This window comes from Stenotrophomonas sp. YJH_SMC_20 (assembly GCF_059367845.1).
This window is the reverse complement of the sequence record NZ_JCAFRG010000013.1, coordinates 1-18458: the sequence shown is the minus strand read 5'-3', so window position 1 is coordinate 18458 and position 18458 is coordinate 1. Positions and strand designations below refer to the sequence as shown.

Genomic DNA, 18458 nt, shown 5'->3' with positions numbered 1-18458 from the left:
GTCACCGCATCGGGTGGCTACCGCCTCAGAAGCGATAGCGGCCCTGCACGTAGAACGTGCGCGGCGCGGCCACCATGCGGCCGGCGTTGCCATCAACGTTGCGGGTGTACCAGCGCTTGTCGGCCAGGTTGTTCACGCCCAGCGCAATCTCGCTGTCGCCCAGGCCCGGCACCTGCCAGGCCACCTGCGCGTTCCACAGGCGCACGCCCGGCACGCGACCCACGCGCGCATCGGCGGTTTCTTCCCAGGTGTTGGCGGCGTCGGAGAACTGGCCGCTCTGGTGGGTGCTGGAGACGTTGAAGGTCCAGCCGGCCAGCGCGTAGCGGGCGCCGATGCTGTCGGTGTCGCGCGAGTAGAACGGCACGTCCAGGCCACGGTTGTCGCCGGACTGCTGGATCGCCTTGGTCCAGGTGTAGTTGGCGTACAGCTCCAGCCCGGCCAGCGCGCCGTCCTCGGCGAAGTGGTACTCCAGTGCGCTCTCCACACCCTTGTGGTCGGTGGCACCAATGTTCTGGAAGGTGGGCGGGGTGATGCCCGGCACCTGCAGGATCTGGTTGTCGAAGCGCATCTTGAACACGGTCACTTCCGCGCGCAGTGCCCCATCCTGCCAGCGTGCGCCCAGCTCGGTGGTCCTGGCCACTTCCGGGTTCAGCGGATTGCTGGCGGTCTGCGAATTGAGCTGGATGTTCTGTACCGGTCCGAACGAGGTGGTGTAGTTGCCGAACACGGTCAGCTGCGGGGTCAGCAGGTAGGCGATGTTGATCGAGGGCAGGGCCTTGTCGTTGCGGCTGCTGTAGGTCGCCGCGCCCGCGGCCTGGCGGCGGGCCATGTCGATCCATTCCATGCGCACGCCCGGGGTGATCCGCCACTGGCCGATGGCGATGCGGTCGTCGATGTAGAGCGCATGGGCATCGGTGGCGTTGTCGAACCGGGTGGTGGCACTGGTCACGCCGGTGCGTCGGGCGACGGTGTAGCTGCGGTCGTTGCCACGTTCGCGCAGGAAGCGGTAGCCCGCGGTGATGTCGTGCACGCTGGCGCCCCAGTGCAGGCGCTGGGTGTAGCGCGGCTCGATGCCGAGCACGCGGTAGTCACGCGGCTGCACGGTCAGCTGGGTGTTGGCGGCGTTGATCAGCGAGCTGGCACGGGTGCTCTCGTTGTAATAGGCCAGCACCTCGAACTCGCTGTTGGCCGACAGCGTGTTGGTGTAGCCCAGGTCGATGCCGGTGCGGTGGCCCTTCCAGAAATCGGTCGGCCGGGTGTTCTGGAACGGATCGGCCTCGTACTGCGCACGGGTCAGGCCGCCCGGCGTCAGCGAGCGTACGTCGTAGTAGGACAGCTTGGCACGCAGCTCCTGCTGTTCGTCGATGGCGTAGGCGAACTTCAGCGCGAGATCGTTGAAGCGGTCATCGCTGCCCTGGCGCCAGCCGCGACCATCCTGGCCGGAGTACAGCAGGGCGGCGCCCAGATCGTTGTCGCCGGTACCGCCAAGGAAGGCGTTGTACTGGGCGCTGTCGCCGCCGCCATGGTCGTAGGCGGTGTAGCGCACGCCGGCTTCGCCGTGCAGGCCGGCCTCGGTGGGAATGGCGCGGGTGCTGAAGTTGATGATGCCACCGACGTTCTGCGGCCCGTAGCGCACCGCGCCGCCGCCGCGCACCACGTCGATCGACTCGATGTTGGACAGGCTGGTCGGCGCGAACGACAGCTGTGGCTGGCCATACGGCGCCACCGCCAGCGGCACGCCGTCCAACAGGACGGTCGAGCGCGGCGAGTAGCGCCCGGTGAGGCCGCGCACGCCGATGTTCAGCGACACCGAACTGCCAGCGGTGCCGGAGTTGTCGGTGACCTGCACACCCGGAATACGGCGCATGGCATCGCCGATGCTGGCCGCGCCGCTGGCCTCGATGCGCTGGCGGTCGACCACGGTGCGCGCGCCGGCAAAGCGCTTGACGCTGTCATGCAGGCCGGTACCCAGCCAGCTGCCGGAGACCTGGATGCTGTCCAGCGTGGTAGCGCCGTCCTGGGCGAAGGCACGGGTGGTCGGGAGCAGGCACAGGGCGAGGGCGGCGGCCAGGGGCAGGCGGGCCGGTTGCAGGGCGAGGATGGGCATCGGTGCAGGCTGTGGAAGGTCGTAAATGAGAATTATTGCTGATTCCATTCGCTATTGGAATGCGCCTCCGGTTCATGCCGATGCCCCGGTGATAGAGTGGGCGATTGCTTACTGACTCGCTGAGATCTGCCATGTCCCAAGCCGCTTTCTACCCCGTCGGAACCCCTGGCCAGCCGTGGGGAGCGGCGGAACGGGAGGTGTGGCGTGGCCGCCAGCAGCGCCTGCGTCGCTATGACGAGGAGGTGCTGCCCCGCATCGAGGCGCTGGCTTCGCGCTTCGACAAGGTGGCCTATGGCCAGCTCGACTACGCTGGCGAGACCTACACTCTGTTCGCCCTGCGCAGCCGCGATTGGAACACGGCGCTGCCGGCTGCCCTGGTTACCGGTGGCGTGCACGGTTATGAGACCAGCGGCGTGATGGGCGCGCTGGAATTCCTCGAAAAGCACGCCGCCGACTACGCCGACAAGGCCAATCTGCTGGTGGCACCGTGCGTGAATCCGTGGGGCTTCGAGCGCATCAACCGCTGGAACTTCGATGCGATCGACCCGAACCGCAATTTCCGCGCCGATGGCCCGGCCCGCGAGTCGACCGCGCTGATGGAGCTGATCGCACCGATCAAGGACCAGTTCGTGCTGCACATCGACCTGCACGAGACCACCGACAGCGACGAGAGCGAGTTCCGCCCGGCGCTGGCCGCGCGTGACGGCAAGCCGTTCGAGCCGGGCCTGATTCCCGATGGCTTCTACTTGGTGGACGACAGCGAGAACCCACAACCGGCCTTCCAGCAGGCGGTGATTGCCGCGGTGGAGAAGGTCACCCACATCGCGCCGGCCGACGACAAGGGCGAGATCATCGGTTCGCCGGTGGTGGCCCACGGCGTGATCGAGTATCCGCTGGTGAAGCTCGGACTGTGCGCGGGCATCACCGGTGCGAAGTTCACCACCACCACCGAGGTCTACCCGGACAGCCCACGGGCGACCCCGCAGCAGTGCAACGACGCCCAGGTGGCGGCGGTGTGCGCGGCGTTGGATTACGCGCTCGCCCATCGTTGACCGGTAGTGCCGGCCGTTGGCCGGCAACCACGCGACAACAGGATTGCCGGCCAGCGGCCGGCGCTACCTCACCCCAACGCGTCGGCCCACCACAGCGCCGCTGGCCCCGGCGGCGTGTCGCGGCGCCACAGCAGGTCGCTGTGGATGCGCCGCGGCCACCCGGGCAGGGTCAGTTCCACCAGTTGCCCGCGGTCGTAGCGCTGCACCAATGCGCGGGGCAGCTCGGCCCAGCCGATGCCGTCCTCGGCCATCTCCATCACCATCAGGTAGTCGGTGGCGGTCCACGCCAGCCCGGTAACCGCCCGCGCATGGTCGACCTCCGCGCTCAATCGCACCTGCCGGTACCGTGCCAGCTGGGAAGCTGCGCGACGGCCGGCGTCGGCCAGCGCATGGTCGCGCGCCACATACACCGACAGTTCGCTGTGATGGGCCAACGGCCGTGCCACCAGACCATCCGGGTAGCTTTCCTGGCGCGGCAGCAGGCCCAGCGCGGCGCGACCACTGCCGACCAGTTCCAGCACGTCTTCGCCTTCGGCATCCAGCCATTCCAGTTCGATCTCGGGGAACGCTTCGGCAAAGCGCTGCAACACGCGCTGCTCCGGATCGAGCTGATACACGTCGGAGAACACCACGGTCAGCCGCGCTTCGACCGGGGCGGCCAGCCGCACGCTCAACTGCTGCAGGCGGGTATCGGCGGCGAGGATTTCCTGGGCATGGACGAGCACCTGGTGCCCGGCTTCGGTCAGCTGCGGGTAGCGTCCACTGCGGTCGAACAGGCTGACGCCCAGGTCCGCCTCCAGGTGGGCGATGGCGGTGCTGACCGTTGATTGGGTCTTGCGCAGGCGCCGCGCCGCCGCCGAGAACGATCCGAGCGCGGCCGCTTCGACGAACGCCTGCAGGGATTCAGGGGAATAGGGCATTGATCCATCGCTCCCATCGATGGTATCCATTTTGAATCGACCGTAAAAGGCGATGATACTGTCCGCCGTCGCCCCCTGTCTGCGGGGCATCCACGCACGGCGTGGATCTACTGAGGGCGGGGCGCTGTCCGCGTCCCGCAAGGAGTTTCACATGTCCCGTACTGTTCCCGCCCGTGGCGCGCTGGTCGCCTGGGCCTGCCTGACCGTGGCGATCGTTGCCGAAGTGGTCGGCACCTCGTTCATGGCCCATGCCGCCCGCGATGGTGGCTGGACCGGCTACCTGATCATGGCCGGCGCGCTGGCGTTGTCCTACTTCTTCCTGGCGCAGTCGGTGCGCCGCATTGCTGTGGGCGTGGCCTATGCGGTGTGGGAAGGCCTGGGCCTGACCCTGCTGACCGTGGTCGGCCTCACCGTGTTTGGCGAGAGTCTGTCGCTGCAGCAGCTGGCCGGCCTCGTGCTGGCGGTGGTCGGCATCGTCTGTGTCACCCTCGGGGAGGCGCACTGATGAATACCCTGGCCCTGTTTTTCGTGATCTGTTCTGCGCTGATCGACGTTGCCGCCAACATGATGGTGGCCAAGTCGGAGGGCTTCCGCCGCTGGCGCTGGGGCGTCGGTGCGATCGTCATGGTCTGGATCGCCTTCGCCCTGCTGGGCCAGGCGGTGCGCTACATGGACCTGGCCACCGCCTATGCGATGTGGGGTGCAATCGGCGTGATCGGTACCGCCACTTGCGGCCGCCTGCTGTTCGGCAACCGCCTGCGCCCGATCGGCTGGATCGGCATCGCGCTGGTCACGGCGGCGGTACTGCTGCTCAGCACCGCCAAGTAGCAGCACGCCTTGTCGCGAGCTGGGCGGCGATTGTGCAGCGATTTGCGAAGTCGCCCCTGCTCATCGACACTGCGGTTTTCCACATGGAGTGCCCGCATGTTCAGCCACATCACCGTAGGAACGAACGACATGGAGGCCGCGCGTCGCTTCTACGACGCCCTGTTCGCCGCGATGGGGGCACGTGCGGGCGTATTCGACGAGAAGGGACGGCTGCTGTACTTCAAGGATGGGCGGATGTTCGGTGTAACCGCGCCGATCGATGGGCAGCCAGCGTGCCATGCCAACGGTGGCACCATCGGTTTCAGTCTGGGCAGTGCAGAGGCCGTGCGTGCCTGGCAGGAAGCTGGCGTGGCTCACGGTGGTACCGCCATCGAAGATCCCCCCGGCGTCCGCAACATGTCCGGTCGGCAGGTGTTCCTGGCCTATCTGCGTGACCCGGATGGCAACAAGCTGTGTGCGGTGCATGTGATGTCGTGATTGGACAGGACGCGCGTGGCCGCACCGCAGCCCGCGCGGCCAAGGTTGCGCTCCGGCGCGCGCGTGATAACACGGAATGGTGGGCCGGGCCTGTGACCACAGGCCGCAACTTCATGCTCTGTCCACTGCGGTTCAGCCAGAATCGGTCGGCTAACCCTTTGATCTACCGGAGAACGCCGCCCCATGGATGTACTGGAGCCGCAACAATCCCCGGTGCGCACCCTTCGGCCTGTGTTCGCCTTCGCGGCGATCGTTGTCGTGGCGTTCGCGCTGTTCGTCAGCCTGTTCCCGCTGGGGGCAGGCCGCCTTCTGCTGAAGGCACAGGACTGGGCCGCTCTCAACGTCGGCTGGTATTACCTGCTGGCGATGACCCTGTACCTGGTGTTCGTGGTGGGCGTGGCGCTGTCCAAGTACGGTGGCATCAAGCTGGGTGCCGACCATGACGAGCCGGAGTTCAGTTACCTCTCCTGGGCCGGCATGCTGTTCGCGGCGGGCATCAGCATCACGCTGTTCTTCTTCTGCGTTTCCGAACCGCTGACCCACTACCTGCAGCCGCCGCAGGGCGATCCGGCCGCGGGCGAGGCCGGTGCGCGCCAGGCCATGCAGCTGCTGTTCCTGCATTGGGGCCTGCATGGCTGGGGTGTGTTCGCGCTGGCGGCGATGGCGATGGCCTACTTCGCCTTCCGCCACAACCTGCCGCTGGCGCTGCGCTCGGCGCTGTACCCGCTGATTGGCAAGCGCATCAACGGCCCGATCGGCTACACCGTGGACGCGCTGGGCATCGTCGCCACCGTGTTCGGCATCGGCGCCGACATGGGCTTCGGGGTGCTGCACCTCAATGCCGGGCTGGCGCACCTGTTCAACATCCCGCATTCCAACCTGGTGCAGATCATCCTGGTGGTCAGCATGATGGGCGCGGCCGTGGCCGTGGCCGTGTCCGGCGTCGAGAAGGGCGTGCGCTGGATGGCCAACATCAACATGCTGCTGGCGATCGCGCTGGTGCTGTTCATGCTGTGCGCCGGGCCGACGCAGTACCTGTTCGGCACGCTGATGCAGAACCTGGGCGACTACCTCGGCAGCGTGGTCGGCAAGAGTTTCGATGTGTATGCCTACGGCGGCCGACCGGAATGGCTGGGCGGCTGGACGGTGTTCTACTGGGCCTGGTGGATCGGCTGGGCGCCCTTTGTCGGGCTGTTCATCGCGCGCATCTCGCGCGGCCGCACCATCCGCGAATTCGTGTTCGGCGTGCTGCTGATCCCGCTGGGTTTCACCCTGGCGTGGCTGTCGATCTTCGGCAACAGCGCGCTGGACCAGGTGCTGCACCACGGCCAGCAACAGTTGGCGCAGCTGGCGGTGGATGATCCACCGACCGTGCTGTATGCGCTGCTGGACGGCTACCCCTGGAGCCGCGCGGTGATCACGGTGACAGTGCTGGTCAGCTTCATCTTCTTCGTGACCTCGGCCGACTCGGGGGCGGTGGTGTTGTCCACGCTGTCCTCGCACGGCGGTGCGCCGGAGGATGATGGTCCGCGTTGGCTGCGCGTGTTCTGGGGCACGGTGATCGCGGTGCTGACCGCCGGGTTGCTGCTGGCCGGCAGCATCGATGCGCTGAAGTCGGCGGTGGTGCTGGCGTCGTTGCCGTTCTCGGCGATCCTGTTGTTGATGATGTGGGGGCTGACCCGCGCCTTCAGTGACGAGTCGCACCGCAAGCGCGCGCTGCAATACCGGCCGTCGCCGTTGATCGGAGACGATCGCCACCACCAGGGCTGGCGCCAGCGCCTGAGCCAGGCGATGCATTTCCCGGTGCGCGACCAGGTCTACCGCTTCATGGATGACACGGTGAAGCCGGCGATGGAAGCGGTGGCCGAGCAGCTGCGCGGGCAGGGCTGGGACGTGGCCACGCGCTTCGAGGCGGGCGACATGGAGTTGACGGTCAACCATGGCGAGCAGCAGGACTTCCTGTACCGGGTGATCCTGAGCGGTTACCTGACCCCGTCGTTCGCCGCACAGCAGCTGCGCAACCAGCGCTACTACCGCGCCGAGGTGCACCTGTTCGAAGGCAGCCAGGACTACGACCTGGTGGGCTACAGCCGCAAGCAGATCATCAACGACATCATCAGCCAGTACGAACGACACCTGCAGTTCCTGCACCTGAGCCGGTGATGCGGTGGGTGCGGACCGTTGGTCCGCACCCCCCTGTAGAGCCGAGCCCGCGCTCGGCTCCTCGGTGTCGGAAGAGCAGCCAAGCATGGCTCGGCTCTACAGTGGCAATCAGAACCTGTAACGAGCGCCCAGCGAGACGAACTGCCCGCGCAGGTTGTACTGGCTGATGTCGAACCCATTGGATCCACCGGCGGGGTCGAACGGCGGGTCCTTGTCGGTCAGGTTCAGCACCGACAGCGACAGCGTGGTGTTGGGAATACCTTCGTACGCTACGTACAGGTCCAGCTGGTGATACGGCTTGATGCGGTCGCGCAGGCCCGGGTTGCTGGTTGCCGTCGCCACACGCTGGTCGTAGCCGCTCACGTACTGCAGGCTCAGCGTACTGCTCCAGTCGCCCACCGCCCAGTTCAACGAGGTGGTGCCGCGGGTGCGAGGCAGCGCGCCGTGGCGGTTGTTGCCGGCGCCTTCGTACGGTGCCTGGCCGGCTACCAGCGGCTGCTTGAAACTGAGCAGGTGGGTCCAGCTGCCGGCCACGGTGAAGTTGCCCCAGCCGTCGGTACGGAAGGTGCGGCTGGCGTCCAGATCCAGCCCCGAAGTGGTCAACTCCCCTTGGTTGGCGTACTGGTTGGTGATGAACTGGATGCGTCCCTGCGCATCACGTTGCACGCGACCGGGGAACAGCGTCGGGTTGTCGACGATGAACTGCGCGCTGTCCGGCTTGACCAGGTTGTCCTGCTCGATGCGGTACCAGTCCAGGCCGATGCTGGTATCGCCATCCGGCGACCACACCGCACCCAGGTTGAAGTTGCGCGAGCGTTCGGCCTTCAGGTCCGGATTGCCGGTGCGGATGTTGGTCACACCACGGCTGCCGCCGGGCTGCAGCGGATCCAGTGGATCGATCACCGAGCCGTAGCTGACGGTCTGGCCGGGCGCGATCTCCGGCAACGAGGGCGCGCGGAACCCGCGCGAGAACGAGCCACGCAGCAGCAGGCTGTCCAACGGCTGCCAGCGCAGCGCCACCTTCGGCGAGAACGCCTTGCCGAAGTCATCGTAGTGATCGCCGCGGCCGGCCACCTGCAGCTCCAACGTGCGGTGCAGTGGCACGCTCAGTTCGGCATAGGCGGCACTGACCTGGCGCTCGCCGTTGACCACGTTGATGGCCGGGCGCAGTTCGGTGCCCGACAGCACCTGTGCACTGGTACGCGCATCCAGCGATTCCTTGCGGAACTCGGCGCCCCAGGCGAAGCCGACCGCACCGGCCGGCAGCTCTCACAGCGAGGTCGAGGCCTTCACGTTCAACGCGTGCAGCCTGTACCAGCCCGGGCGCTTGGTCTGCAGGCGCAGTGCATCCAGCGCGCCCGGCGTGCTGGACGGGTTGAGGAAGTTGTAGCTGCCATCGCGCAGGATCTGTTCGAACGCGTAGCGGTTGACGAAATTGTCCACGTACTCGCGCTGTGCACTCTGCGAGGTCAGCGCCGCCACTTCCCAGTCCCAGCGTTCACCGCTGCCGCGCACGCCCGCCAGGGCGCGGTAGAACACCTGCGTGTTGTCCTTCAGGCGCGGGCCGAGATCGAAGAAGGTGTACTCGAACGGCAGTGGCGTGCTGCCCGGGTTGTTGGGATGGCCGACCGGCAGCACCGCCGGCACGTCGATGAGCGTGCCGGTAGCCGGGTTGTAGGCACGCAGGCCGGGGCCAACGGTCAGCGGCGCACTGAAGATCTGGTCGGCCTTGTTGTGGCTGTACAGCACGTCGGCGAAGGCTTCGACGCTGTCGTTGAAGCGGTAGGTCGCGCTCAACGACGCCTGCAGGCGCTCGGCGCCGGGCTGCAAGGTCTTGAACGGCTGCGCGTTGAAGGCGCAGGCCTGGCCGGGCAGGGTGCTGCCGAAATCGCTGTAGGGACGCAGCTGACTGCCATCCGGGCAGTTGGCGAACGGTTGCGGCGCGCGCGGGTTGGACAGCCAATTGCCACCGGCGGTGGACCAGCCGGCCAGGCGTCCGCCGGGCTTGTCGCGGAAATCGCCGCTGCGGGTATAGGCGCGCTGGTCGGCGTCGAGGCGATCACGCTTGAGCAGGTCCAGCCCGAACAGCACGTTCCAGCCCTGCTGCTCCAGGTCGCCGAAGCCGGCCAGCAGGTTGGCCTTGCGTTCGTCCAGGCCGCCCTGGGTGGCGGTACCGAAGCCGCCGCCCACTTCCACGCCCTGGAAGTTCCTGCGCAGGATGATGTTGATGACACCGGCGATGGCGTCGGAGCCATACACCGCCGAGGCGCCGTCCTTCAGCACTTCGATGCGTTCCACCGCGCTGATCGGCAGCGCGTTGAGGTCGACGAAGGTGTCCTGGGTATTGAGCGCGAAGCCGAAGTTGGACACGCGGTAGCCGTTGACCAGCACCAGTGTGTTCTTCGGCGACAGGCCACGCAGGCCGATCGAGGCCGAGCCGGCGGCGAAGCTGCCGGTGTACTGCTCGTCGAAGCTGTTGCCGGCATTGGCCGACAGGTTGCGCAGCACGTCGGTGAGGGTGGAGCGGCCGGTTTGCTCGATCTGTTCGCGGCTGACGATCTGCACCGGGTTCGGCCCGGCGGTATCGCTGCGCTTGATGTTGGAACCGGTCACCAGCACGGTGCCGAGGGTGGTGCTGTCCTTGCCGGTGTCGGCGGATTCAGCGGCGCCGGCTGCGCCGGCGGTGAGGCCCAGCGCGATCGTGCCGGCAAGCAGGTTCAGGGTGGTGCGGTACATGGAAGCGACAACGCCGAACGGGGGAGGAGCCGTCAGTACCGCATGCAGGTACATGCGCCTTCCAATGACGAAAGCGCATTCAGTTATACATCACAGGTTCTTAACGAAAGTAAGCGCTCTCGGCGGCGCGGTCTGTGCTTCGGTGGGTGCGGACCGATCTTTGGTGGGTGCGGACCGTTGGTCCGCACGCCCCTGTAGAGCCGAGCCTACGCTCGGCTCCACACACTGGCCGGAAATCAGCCGAGCATGGCTCGGCTCTACAGAACGCAATGTCAGACGATCACGGCCGCAGCAGCACCTTGCCGTTGCGGCCCGAACCGGCGCCGGCCTTCGCCGCCTGGGCGATGTCGTCCAGCGCGAAGATCTTCTCCACCGGCAAGGTCAGTTCGCCGCTGGCCGCACGCTTCAGCAGCTCACCCACCAGCCGGCGCTTGTCTTCCACGGCCATCGCCTGGCTGACCTTGCTGCCCCAGAAGCCCTTCACCGTGGCCTCCTTGTAGATCAGGCCGCCGGCCGGGATGCGCATCGGTTCGCCGCTCATCACCCCGAACGACACCAGCGTGCCGTGGTGGCCGAGCAGGTCGACCAGGTCACCGCTGGCGTCGCCGCCGATGGAATCCACGGCCGCCGCCGCCTGTGCTTCGCCGGTCGCTTCACGCACGCGATCCTTCCAGCCGTCCACCGAGGTGTCGAACACATGATCGATACCCAGCGCCTGCAACTGTGCGACGGCATCCGCATTGCGCACCAGGTTGGCTACATGCACGCCACGCGCCCGCGCCAGCATCGCCAGCGACTTGCCCACCGCGCCGTTGGCGGTGTTCTGCACGATCCACTGGCCCGCCTCGACGTGCAGGAACTCCAGCAGCATCAGCGCGCTCAGCGGCATGGCGATCAGCTGCGCGGCCATTTCGTCGGGGATCGCCTCCGGCATCGGAATCACCATGCGTACCGGCGCGATGAAGGCCTCGGCCCAGGTACCGTGTACCGAGGCTGCGGCGACGCGCTGGCCGATCTGCAGGCCGTCGACACCATCGCCGAGTGCATCGACCACGCCCAGCGCTTCACTGCCACCGATCGCCGGCAGGGTCGGCTTGTAGCCGTAGAGGCCGCGCACGGTCAGCAGGTCGTGATTGTGGATCGAGGCCAGCACGGTACGGATGCGCACCTCGCCGGGGCCGGGCTCAGGCAGCGGCGCATCGGCAATGGCAAGGACGTCGGCCGGGTTGCCGAAGGAGGGGTACTGGGCAGCGCGCATGGGTGGTGTTCCGGGGAAAGTGGATGTTGTACCGAACTGGGGCCGCAGGGGCTGTCGACAAGGCGCCGCAGCTGCAACACGGCATCCTGCGACTGATCGTCGCGGCATGTCGTGATTGCCGCATCTTGTGTTGACGGTTCGGATTATCCCCACTATGTTGTGGTCGTCACTCCCGGTCAGCCGCCGCCGCCGGACATGCAGCAAACGTCCCGCGGCCCGCCTCTGATGGCTTGCCGTGTCGACGCGGCCGCCATCGTGCGGACGCAGGTCGCCCCCACGGCCCGGATACCGGCCGCAGGCGCAGGCAGATGCCGACGACCTACGTTCCCGTGCCCTGGCAATCCACCCGTTCGCCCCGTGCGCCGGTATCGCGTTCAGGGCCGCCATGGCATCGACCGCCAAAGCGCGTGCGAGCCTGGAGTTCCACCACCATGACCGACAGTACCTTCCGCATGGCCGATCTGGCCGGCGCCGGCGACGCCTTGCGCGCCGGTGGCGAGCGCGTGCCGACCTGGATCACCAAGGAGGCCGGCAACCGCCGCCTGCCGTTCGAGGCCGAGCGCCTGCAGCGCAGCATCGACGCCGTGCATGCCGAGTTCCCGCAGCTGGACGTGAGCGACTATCGCCGCGTGGTGCAGGCAATGGTCGAGCGCAAGCCCAGCATCAGCGCCGATGACCTGGTCGATCTGTTGATCCGCGAGGCCGAATCGCGGGTGGACCTGGTCGCGCCCGAGTGGGAACAGTTCGCCGCGCGCATCTACCTGCGCCGCCTGTACAAGCGTGCCAGCCGCAACCGCTTCTACGATGTCAGCCTGAAGTACGGCTCCTACGTGGGCCTGCAGGAAAGCCTCGCCGATCGTGGTATCTACAGCAACGACATCCTGCGCTGCTATTCCAAGGAAGAGCTGCAGCAGGCCGGTGAGATGATCGATCCGGAACGCGACCGCCTGTTCGCCTACAACGGCCTGTACCTGCTGGCCACGCGCTATCTGGCCAGCGACCGCAGCCGCGAGGTCTATGAACTGCCGCAGGAGCGCTGGCTGACCATTGCGCTGTACCTGATGCAGGAGGAAAAGCCGCGCGAACGCCGCATGCAGCTGGTTGGCGAGGCGTACTGGGCGCTGTCCAACCTGTACATGACCGTGGCCACGCCGACGCTGGCAAATGCCGGCAAGGTGGGCGGCCAGCTGTCCAGCTGCTTCATCGACACGGTGGACGACAGCCTGCAGGGCATCTATGACTCCAACACCGATATCGCGCGCGTGTCCAAGCACGGCGGCGGCGTCGGTGCCTACCTGGGCTACGTGCGCAGCAGCGGCGCACCGATCCGTGGCGTGGCCAACTCCTCCGGCGGCGTGGTGCCGTGGATCAAGCAGCTCAACAACACGGCGGTGTCGGTTGATCAGCTTGGCCAGCGCAAGGGCGCAGTGGCGGTGTACCTGGACATCTGGCACCGCGATATCGAGGCCTTCCTGGATCTGCGCCTGAACAACGGCGACCAGCGCCTGCGCGCGCACGATGTGTTCACCTCGGTGTGCGTACCCGACCTGTTCATGGAAGCGGTGGAACGCCGCGCCGACTGGTACCTGTTTGACCCGCACGAGGTGAAGCAGGCCAAGGGCTGGTACCTGCAGGACTTCTACGATGAGACGCGCGGCGCGGGCAGCTTCCGTGACCGCTACGCCGAACTGGTGGCCGATGAGCGCATCAGCCGCCGAACGGTGAAGGCCATCGATCTGTTCAAGCGGATCATGCTCAGCCAGCTGGAGACCGGCAACCCGTTCCTGTTCTACCGCGACGAGGTCAATCGCCGGAATCCGAACAAGCACGCGGGCATGATCTATTCCAGCAACTTGTGCACCGAGATCCTGCAGAACATGAGTCCGACGCGGATGATCCAGGAGATCGTCAGCGGCGACCAGATCGTCACCACACGCCGCGCCGGTGACTTCGTGGTCTGCAACCTGTCCTCGATCAACCTCGGCCGGGCGATCAGCGCACCGGATGACCTGCTGGCCACCGATGTGCTGGAGCGCCTGATCCCGATCCAGGTGCGCATGCTCGACAACGTGATCGACCTCAATGCGTTGCCGGTGCCGCAGGCCACGATCACCAACCGCAAGTACCGCGCCATCGGCCTGGGCACGTTCGGTTGGCACCACCTGCTGGCGCAGCAGGCGATCCAGTGGGAATCTCCGGATGCCGAAGTATTGGCCGACCATCTCTACGAACGCATCAACTTCCTGACCATCCAGGCCAGCGCGCAACTGGCGCAGGAGAAGGGCAGCTATCCGATGTTCGCCGGCAGCGATTGGCACAACGGACGCTACTTCAGTGACCGCGGCTACAGCGGCGCGGCCTGGGACAGCCTGGCCCGCGAGGTCGCCACGCACGGCCTGCGCAACGGCTGGTTGCTGGCCGTCGCGCCGAACATGAGCACCGCGCAGATTGCCGGTTCCACCGCATCGATCGACCCGATCTACAGCGCGTTCTACTACGAGGAAAAGAAGGATTTCCGGCGGCCGGTGGCGGCGCCGGGCCTGTCGCTGGAAACCTGGCCGTACTACGAGAAGGGCGCCTACAAGGTCGACCAGTTCGCCAGCGTGCGCCAGAACGCGCGCCGCCAGCGGCATGTCGACCAGTCGATCAGTTTCAACCTGTATGTGCCCAGCACCATCCGTGCGAGCACGCTGCTGGAGCTGCACCTGAGCGCCTGGCGCGAAGGCCTGAAGACCACCTACTACGTGCGCTCCAACGACATCGACATCAGCGAATGCGAATGGTGCTCCAGCTGATCGCTGCGCCTCTTGTAGAGCCGAGCCCGCGCTCGGCTCAGACGCGAAGAGCAGCCGAGCATGGGCTCGGCGCTACATCCGCAATGCACGTAATACGAAGGTAAACGACCATGGCAACCCCCCTCGACCGCATCAAGATCCTCGAACCACGCCACCCCAACCGCAGCACCGGCATCATCAACGGCCAGACCAGCGGCATCCTCAACTGGAACGATATCCCGTACCCGTCGTTCTATCGGGCCTACAAGGAGCTGTCGACCAACTTCTGGATTCCCGACGAAGTGGACATGAAGCTGGATGCGCGCCAGTACGGCGAGCTGTCAGGGCGCGAAAAGAACGCCTACGATTCAATCATCGGCCTGCTGGCCACGCTGGATTCACCGCAGACGCGCTTCATCTACAACGTGGCCGAGTACATCACCGACCCGGCCGCGCATGCCAACGCAGCCATCATCGGCCAGCAGGAAGTGATCCACAACGAGAGCTACAGCTACGTGCTGGCCTCGATCACCGACCTGCCGAACCAGAACCGCATCTTCGAGATCGCTCGCACCCACCCGACCATCATCAAGCGCAATGCCCCGATCATGGGTGCGTATGACGATTTCATGCGCGAGAAGACCGCCGAGACCCTGCTCAAGTCGTTGATCCAGTCCTCGATCCTGGAGGGCATCAATTTCTATTCCGGGTTCGCGTACTTCTACAACATGGTGCGGCAGAACCGCATGAACGGCACCGGCAAGATCATCAGCTTCATCAATCGCGACGAGCTGGCCCATACCAAGTTCATCAGCGAGCTGATCCGCGCCATCATCGGCGAAAACCCCGAGCTGCAGACCAATGAGCTGACCGCCTACGTACACCAATCGTTCGAGCATGCCATCGAGCTGGAGACGCAGTGGTCGTCGGAGGTGCTGGATGGCATCGATGGCATCGACGTGGACGAGATGACGCGCTACGTGAAGTACCGGGCCAACAAGATGGCCGGCATGCTCGGCATCGAGCGCCTGTACAGCGACACCACTGACAACGTGATGCCGTGGATCAAGGCCTACGCCGACAACTTCACCGAGACCAAGACCGACTTCTTCGAGATGCGCAATGCAAGTTACAAGAAGACCAACGTCGACAACGGCTTCGACGATCTCTGAGCCTGGCGCCGTGCTGAGCATCCTGATGGTGGTCGCCTCCTTGAGCGGCAACACCCGCGAACTCGGCCGGCAGATCGCCGAACGCTGCCGCGTTGCCGGTCATGCGGTGTACTGGCAGGAGGCCGACGACCTGCGCCAGGCACCGCCGCTGGCGGCCGATGAGGCCGACCTGGTGCTGCTGGGCTGCTGGACCGACAACGCCGGCCGCACGCCAGCGGAGATGAAGGCATGGGTGGCCGGCATCGCCGAGCGCGGCGAGCGGCCACGGCAGCTGGCGGTGTTCGGCACCGGTGAAACGCAGTGGGGGCAGGAGTACTACTGCGGCGCCGTGCACCGGCTGATCCGCTATTTCCGCAGCGACTACCCGCCGCTGGAGATCGAACAGATGCCGCATGGCCAACGCCATGCCGGGACCATCGATGCCTGGACCGATGCGGTCCTGGCCCATTACTGGAGCAACACCGATGCAGATCATCGACGCCACCACGCCTGAGCAGTTCCGGCAGCTGCTGGCCGAGCACCCGCGGGTGCTGGTGGATTTCCACAAGGACCAGTGCCCGGGGTGCCGGATGCTGGAGATGTCGTTGCACCGGGTGGCCAACAGCGTGGCGGGGCAGGGCACGACCCTGCTGCGCGTGCAGCTGGAAGTGCTGGGTGAGGCGTTCTTCAGGGAGCTGGGGCTGCGGCAGACGCCGACGCTGTCCCTGTTCCGTGATGGTAACGAACGCACGCGCCTGGCCGGGTTCCAGTCGCCGCAGCAGATCGAGGCCGCGATCGCGCTGCATTTGTAGAGCCGAGCCCATGCTCGACTGCCGTTCGCGCGGTGAGCGATGAGTCGAGCATGGCTCGACTCTACAAGGGCATCCACGCGTGGCGTGGATCTACCGGGGCAGGGTCCGTGCTTTGGCGTCAGGCTCCGCTGAAGGTATCCACCAGCAGCTTCACGTTCAGCACCACGATCACCAGCGCGATCACCCAGGCGATCGCGCCGAGCCAGCGCGGTGCCACCAGCGCCCCCATCGTCACCTTGTCGGTCACGATCCGCACCAACGGGATGATCGCAAACGGCAGCTGCATCGACAGCACCACCTGGCTCAGCACCAGCAGCTTCACCGCGCCCTGGTCGCCGAACAGCATGATCACCACCACCACCGGAATGATCGCCAGTGCGCGCGTGATCAGCCGACGCAGCCACGGCGGCAGGCGCAGGTGCAGGAAGCCTTCCATCACGATCTGGCCGGCCAGCGTCGCAGTCACCGTCGAATTCAGGCCCGACGCCAGCAGGGCCACCGCGAACAACGTCGCCGCCGCCCCCACGCCCAGCATCGGCGCCAGCAGCTGGTGCGCCTGCTCGATGTCTTCCACGTCGAATCGGCCATTGGCATGGAACACCGCCGCTGCCAGGATCAGGATGCTGGCGTTGATGAACAGTGCCAGGGTCAGCGCGAGGGTGCTATCGGTCACCGCCCAGCGCAGCGCGCTGCGGCGGCCTTCGTCGGTACGCGGGTAGGCGCGGGTCTGCACGATGGACGAATGCAGGTAGAGATTGTGCGGCATCACCGTGGCACCGATGATGCCGATCGCGATGTACAGCGCGTGCGGATCGGTCACTACCTGCGCGCGCGGAATGAAGCCGCCCAGCACCGCCATCACTGACGGCGCAGCCATCGCGATCTGCACCATGAAGCAGGCGAAGATCACCATCAGCAGCGCGATCACGAAGGCTTCCAGCGCACGGAAGCCGCGGTTCATCAGCAGCAGAACCAGCAGCGTATCCAGCGCAGTGATGACCGCGCCCCAGAGCAGTGGCAGGTCGAACAGCAGCTTCAATGCGATCGCGGTGCCGATCACCTCGGCCAGGTCGCAGGCGATGATCGCTGCCTCGCACAGCGCCCACAGCGCCAGGTTCACCGGCTTCGGGTACCGCGCGCGGCAGGCCTGCGCCAGATCCATGCCGGTGGCGATGCCCAGCCGTGCCGACAGCGCCTGCAGGATCACCGCCATCAGGTTGGAGATGAGGATGACCGACAGCAGCAGGTAGCCGAAGCGCGAACCGCCGGCGAGGTCGGTGGCCCAGTTGCCCGGGTCCATGTAGCCGACCGAGATCATGTAACCCGGGCCGAGGAAGGCCAGCAGGCGGAACCACCAGTGACCCTTGTCGGGCACCGCCACCGAGGCATTGAGCGCGCCCAGGCTGGCCGGGGTGGAGGCCGAAGGGTCGTGGGGTGCCAGGGTGTTCATGGGTCCGAATATAGCTCCTGCTATAGTCATTAGCAATGTGAAACAATCGTCTTTATCGCGTTACTGGTCCAGAATTCAGTTTCAAACCCGGAGTAGACCGGAAGGACAGGCGCAGGCGTGGGCAAGACCGACGATTCGACATCGCTGAAAAGCACCCCCTTGATCGAGGCTGAGCGCCAGGTCGAGAGCTTCCGGCAAGTGCGCGAAGCGCACCGGATGGAGCTGGTGGAGGACTATGTCGAGCTGATCTCGGACCTGCTGGCCGACGGCGGCGAGGCCCGCCAGGTCGACATCGCCACCCGCCTGGGCGTGGCCCAGCCCACCGTGGCGAAGATGCTGCGGCGCCTGGCCCGCGATGGCTGGGTGGTGCAGCGACCGTACCGCGGCGTGTTCCTGACCCCGGAAGGCGAGGCGCTGGCCCATGCCAGCCGCCAGCGGCACCAGACCGTGGAGCGTTTCCTGCTGGCGCTGGGCGTGGACCCTGATACGGCACGGCGTGATGCGGAGGGTATCGAGCACCATGTGAGCGAGCAGACGCTGGCGCTGTTCGAGGCGTTCGTGCGCAAGGCCGAGGGCGGCTGAGCCACGTTTCCTGTAGAGCCGAGATCCTATGTTCGTGGTCAAGCCTGCTGGAAGCAGGCTTGACCCACTTTCAGCATGGCCGGGTCAAAGTCCCGGCCGCTCTTGAAGACGCCCCAAGCGATCCTGGCCAGCTTTCTGGCCAGGATGT

At 66.2% G+C, this 18458-nt stretch carries 16 protein-coding genes and 1 pseudogene; 10 read left to right on the top strand and 7 right to left on the bottom strand.

The features are described from left to right. Window positions 1-25: 25 nt before the first annotated feature. Window positions 26-2107: a TonB-dependent receptor family protein gene (locus tag AC5P6A_RS18585; RefSeq protein WP_346715272.1), complete on the bottom strand. Its 2082-nt coding sequence runs from the start codon at window positions 2105-2107 to the stop codon at window positions 26-28. Between the two features lie 131 nt (window positions 2108-2238). Here AC5P6A_RS18585 and AC5P6A_RS18580 point away from each other — a divergent pair, with 131 nt between their 5' ends. Then, entirely contained in the window at window positions 2239-3159 is a 921-nt protein-coding gene (locus tag AC5P6A_RS18580) for a M14 family metallopeptidase (RefSeq protein WP_346715273.1), read from the top strand. Window positions 3160-3227: 68 nt separating this feature from the next. Here AC5P6A_RS18580 and AC5P6A_RS18575 read toward each other — a convergent pair whose 3' ends face one another. After that, a complete protein-coding gene (locus tag AC5P6A_RS18575; RefSeq protein ID WP_019659946.1) occupies window positions 3228-4079 on the bottom strand; it encodes a LysR family transcriptional regulator in 852 nt (283 codons plus the stop codon). Window positions 4080-4230: 151 nt separating this feature from the next. On the opposite strand from AC5P6A_RS18575, the gene AC5P6A_RS18570 reads away from it, so the two are divergent. The 4 genes from AC5P6A_RS18570 to betT all read left to right on the top strand — a co-directional run bounded on the left by AC5P6A_RS18570 (window position 4231) and on the right by betT (window position 7547). After that, window positions 4231-4584, top strand: a complete 354-nt coding sequence (locus AC5P6A_RS18570; protein ID WP_010485170.1) for an SMR family transporter — start codon at window positions 4231-4233, stop codon at window positions 4582-4584. After that, complete coding sequence (locus AC5P6A_RS18565; protein WP_227844726.1) at window positions 4584-4907, top strand: DMT family transporter; 324 nt, start codon at window positions 4584-4586, stop codon at window positions 4905-4907. Before AC5P6A_RS18570 ends, AC5P6A_RS18565 begins: the two co-directional genes overlap by 1 nt. Window positions 4908-5003: 96 nt before the next feature. After that, window positions 5004-5384 carry a VOC family protein gene (locus AC5P6A_RS18560; RefSeq protein ID WP_058982339.1) on the top strand — a complete coding sequence of 127 codons (381 nt, stop codon included), beginning with the start codon at window positions 5004-5006 and terminating at the stop codon, window positions 5382-5384. Window positions 5385-5567: 183 nt separating this feature from the next. Next, window positions 5568-7547 carry a choline BCCT transporter BetT gene (betT, locus tag AC5P6A_RS18555; RefSeq protein WP_495222360.1) on the top strand — a complete coding sequence of 660 codons (1980 nt, stop codon included), beginning with the start codon at window positions 5568-5570 and terminating at the stop codon, window positions 7545-7547. Between the two features lie 108 nt (window positions 7548-7655). Here betT and AC5P6A_RS18550 read toward each other — a convergent pair whose 3' ends face one another. From AC5P6A_RS18550 to AC5P6A_RS18540, 3 genes are all read right to left on the bottom strand, one after another. Further along, window positions 7656-8813, bottom strand: a complete 1158-nt coding sequence (locus tag AC5P6A_RS18550; protein WP_346715278.1) for a TonB-dependent receptor domain-containing protein — start codon at window positions 8811-8813, stop codon at window positions 7656-7658. Between the two features lie 3 nt (window positions 8814-8816). Beyond that, window positions 8817-10337, bottom strand: coding sequence for a TonB-dependent receptor plug domain-containing protein (locus AC5P6A_RS18545; protein WP_346715275.1), 1521 nt, complete (start codon window positions 10335-10337; stop codon window positions 8817-8819). Window positions 10338-10563: 226 nt separating this feature from the next. Next, window positions 10564-11541 carry a zinc-binding dehydrogenase gene (locus tag AC5P6A_RS18540; protein ID WP_346715276.1) on the bottom strand — a complete coding sequence of 326 codons (978 nt, stop codon included), beginning with the start codon at window positions 11539-11541 and terminating at the stop codon, window positions 10564-10566. A 452-nt stretch (window positions 11542-11993) separates the two neighbouring features. Here AC5P6A_RS18540 and AC5P6A_RS18535 point away from each other — a divergent pair, with 452 nt between their 5' ends. The 4 genes from AC5P6A_RS18535 (at window position 11994) to AC5P6A_RS18520 (ending at window position 16278) form a co-directional block, all read left to right on the top strand. Then, on the top strand, window positions 11994-14336 hold the full coding sequence (locus tag AC5P6A_RS18535; protein ID WP_346715279.1) for a ribonucleoside-diphosphate reductase subunit alpha: 2343 nt from the start codon (window positions 11994-11996) through the stop codon (window positions 14334-14336). Between the two features lie 110 nt (window positions 14337-14446). Then, complete coding sequence (locus tag AC5P6A_RS18530; RefSeq protein ID WP_111102417.1) at window positions 14447-15487, top strand: ribonucleotide-diphosphate reductase subunit beta; 1041 nt, start codon at window positions 14447-14449, stop codon at window positions 15485-15487. A 25-nt stretch (window positions 15488-15512) separates the two neighbouring features. Next, entirely contained in the window at window positions 15513-15980 is a 468-nt protein-coding gene (locus AC5P6A_RS18525) for a flavodoxin (RefSeq protein ID WP_155030445.1), read from the top strand. After that, complete coding sequence (locus tag AC5P6A_RS18520; protein WP_155029708.1) at window positions 15952-16278, top strand: thioredoxin family protein; 327 nt, start codon at window positions 15952-15954, stop codon at window positions 16276-16278. The genes AC5P6A_RS18525 and AC5P6A_RS18520 overlap by 29 nt, the downstream gene beginning before the upstream one ends. A gap of 118 nt (window positions 16279-16396) precedes the next feature. Here AC5P6A_RS18520 and AC5P6A_RS18515 read toward each other — a convergent pair whose 3' ends face one another. Further along, window positions 16397-17728: an Nramp family divalent metal transporter gene (locus tag AC5P6A_RS18515; RefSeq protein ID WP_346475063.1), complete on the bottom strand. Its 1332-nt coding sequence runs from the start codon at window positions 17726-17728 to the stop codon at window positions 16397-16399. Window positions 17729-17845: 117 nt separating this feature from the next. On the opposite strand from AC5P6A_RS18515, the gene mntR reads away from it, so the two are divergent. Further along, on the top strand, window positions 17846-18310 hold the full coding sequence (gene mntR / locus AC5P6A_RS18510) for a manganese-binding transcriptional regulator MntR (RefSeq protein WP_019659934.1): 465 nt from the start codon (window positions 17846-17848) through the stop codon (window positions 18308-18310). Window positions 18311-18348: 38 nt separating this feature from the next. Here mntR and AC5P6A_RS18505 read toward each other — a convergent pair. Then, window positions 18349-18458: pseudogene (locus AC5P6A_RS18505) on the bottom strand (IS110 family transposase); the annotation flags it as partial.

What these genes read in the sequence shown, in the direction of transcription:
- AC5P6A_RS18585 (WP_346715272.1), bottom strand. Translation starts at nt 2,107, where the DNA reads ATGCCCATCCTCGCCCTGCAACCGGCCCGCCTGCCCCTGGCCGCCGCC.
- AC5P6A_RS18580 (WP_346715273.1), top strand. Translation starts at nt 2,239, where the DNA reads ATGTCCCAAGCCGCTTTCTACCCCGTCGGAACCCCTGGCCAGCCGTGG.
- AC5P6A_RS18575 (WP_019659946.1), bottom strand. Translation starts at nt 4,079, where the DNA reads ATGCCCTATTCCCCTGAATCCCTGCAGGCGTTCGTCGAAGCGGCCGCG.
- AC5P6A_RS18570 (WP_010485170.1), top strand. Translation starts at nt 4,231, where the DNA reads ATGTCCCGTACTGTTCCCGCCCGTGGCGCGCTGGTCGCCTGGGCCTGC.
- AC5P6A_RS18565 (WP_227844726.1), top strand. Translation starts at nt 4,584, where the DNA reads ATGAATACCCTGGCCCTGTTTTTCGTGATCTGTTCTGCGCTGATCGAC.
- AC5P6A_RS18560 (WP_058982339.1), top strand. Translation starts at nt 5,004, where the DNA reads ATGTTCAGCCACATCACCGTAGGAACGAACGACATGGAGGCCGCGCGT.
- betT (WP_495222360.1), top strand. Translation starts at nt 5,568, where the DNA reads ATGGATGTACTGGAGCCGCAACAATCCCCGGTGCGCACCCTTCGGCCT.
- AC5P6A_RS18545 (WP_346715275.1), bottom strand. Translation starts at nt 10,337, where the DNA reads ATGTACCTGCATGCGGTACTGACGGCTCCTCCCCCGTTCGGCGTTGTC.
- AC5P6A_RS18540 (WP_346715276.1), bottom strand. Translation starts at nt 11,541, where the DNA reads ATGCGCGCTGCCCAGTACCCCTCCTTCGGCAACCCGGCCGACGTCCTT.
- AC5P6A_RS18535 (WP_346715279.1), top strand. Translation starts at nt 11,994, where the DNA reads ATGGCCGATCTGGCCGGCGCCGGCGACGCCTTGCGCGCCGGTGGCGAG.
- AC5P6A_RS18530 (WP_111102417.1), top strand. Translation starts at nt 14,447, where the DNA reads ATGGCAACCCCCCTCGACCGCATCAAGATCCTCGAACCACGCCACCCC.
- AC5P6A_RS18525 (WP_155030445.1), top strand. Translation starts at nt 15,513, where the DNA reads ATGGTGGTCGCCTCCTTGAGCGGCAACACCCGCGAACTCGGCCGGCAG.
- AC5P6A_RS18520 (WP_155029708.1), top strand. Translation starts at nt 15,952, where the DNA reads ATGCAGATCATCGACGCCACCACGCCTGAGCAGTTCCGGCAGCTGCTG.
- AC5P6A_RS18515 (WP_346475063.1), bottom strand. Translation starts at nt 17,728, where the DNA reads ATGAACACCCTGGCACCCCACGACCCTTCGGCCTCCACCCCGGCCAGC.